This window comes from Brucella tritici, from assembly GCF_008932295.1.
Taxonomy (GTDB): Bacteria; Pseudomonadota; Alphaproteobacteria; order Rhizobiales; family Rhizobiaceae; genus Brucella; species Brucella tritici.
The window spans coordinates 1-1,003 of the sequence record NZ_WBWA01000079.1 but is presented as its reverse complement, the minus strand read 5'-3'; the positions used below and the strand labels follow the sequence as shown (position 1 = coordinate 1,003).

The window sequence follows — 1,003 nt, the reverse complement described above, 5'->3', positions numbered from 1 at the left end:
TGTTTGGTCCCAGCATGTGATGGTGCGGTTTGACGATAAAGGCTTCTGGCTTTGATTTCCAGAGTTCCTGAATTGCTTCATAGGGTGTTTTGAACTTCAAGGCTTTGAGTTGTTTGGCAAAGTTGTATGCAGTCAGCCAATCCCGCACATGCCGGCGCATTTCGTTGATCGAGCTATAGTGAAAGGATTTGACGGTCGCTTCCTTGATCGTCCGCACCATCCGCTCCGCCTGACCGTTGGTCCACGGATGATATGGTTTTGTCAGCCGGTGCTCAATGTCGTTTTCAAGAGCGACCCGCCCGAAGATGTGCGGGAAAGTGAGGCTTGTACCTTGCTCCCGCTGAACAAATTGCACGCCATTATCCGTCAGGATTGTATGGATCCTGTAGGGCACGGTTCTAATCAATGACTTGAGGAACCCAGCCGCCGCCAATTTTGTGGCCTTACGATATATCCGGGCAAACACCAGCTTGCTGGTCCGATCAACCGCGACAAAGAGAAAGCCTTTGCCGCCTTCATAGCGCAGCTCAGCAATGTCAATGTGGAAGTAGCCAATCTCGTAGTCTTTAAACTTCTTGGGCTTTTCCCGGTCGCCTTTCGGCAGACGAGAGATGCCGTGGCGTTGCAGGCACCGGTGCAGCGAAGAACGGGTCAAATGCGGAATGACATACTTGAGCGCGATATAGACATCGTCCAAGGGTAACCGTGCCTGGACCCGCAGCGCTACGATCGCGGCCTCTTCAACAGGCGTCAAAACCGTACTGCGGCGCGCTTTCGGACCCATTGGCAAATCTTCGACGGAACGCCTCTTGCGCCACTTCAGGACCGTTTTCTCATTGATCCCGAACCGCGCGGCGAGCTGCGCGGCCGAAGCTTTCGATCGCTGTAGTTCTGCTCGAATGGCGTGCGTGGTCTTGGCGCTGCCGTGGAGAATTTGGCCCATAGCTCCCTCCGCTGTGTCGGTGACAATTCTACACCATCACATGCTGGGACCAAACACCTA

General features: G+C 54.1%; 1 protein-coding gene. It reads right to left on the bottom strand.

Going from position 1 to position 1,003, the window contains the following annotated elements; translation table 11 throughout:
- Positions 1 to 943, bottom strand: a 943-nt coding sequence (locus tag F9K91_RS25480; RefSeq protein ID WP_151679070.1) for an IS481 family transposase, incomplete at its 3' end; no start/stop codon positions are given.
- Positions 944 to 1,003: the final 60 nt, after the last annotated feature.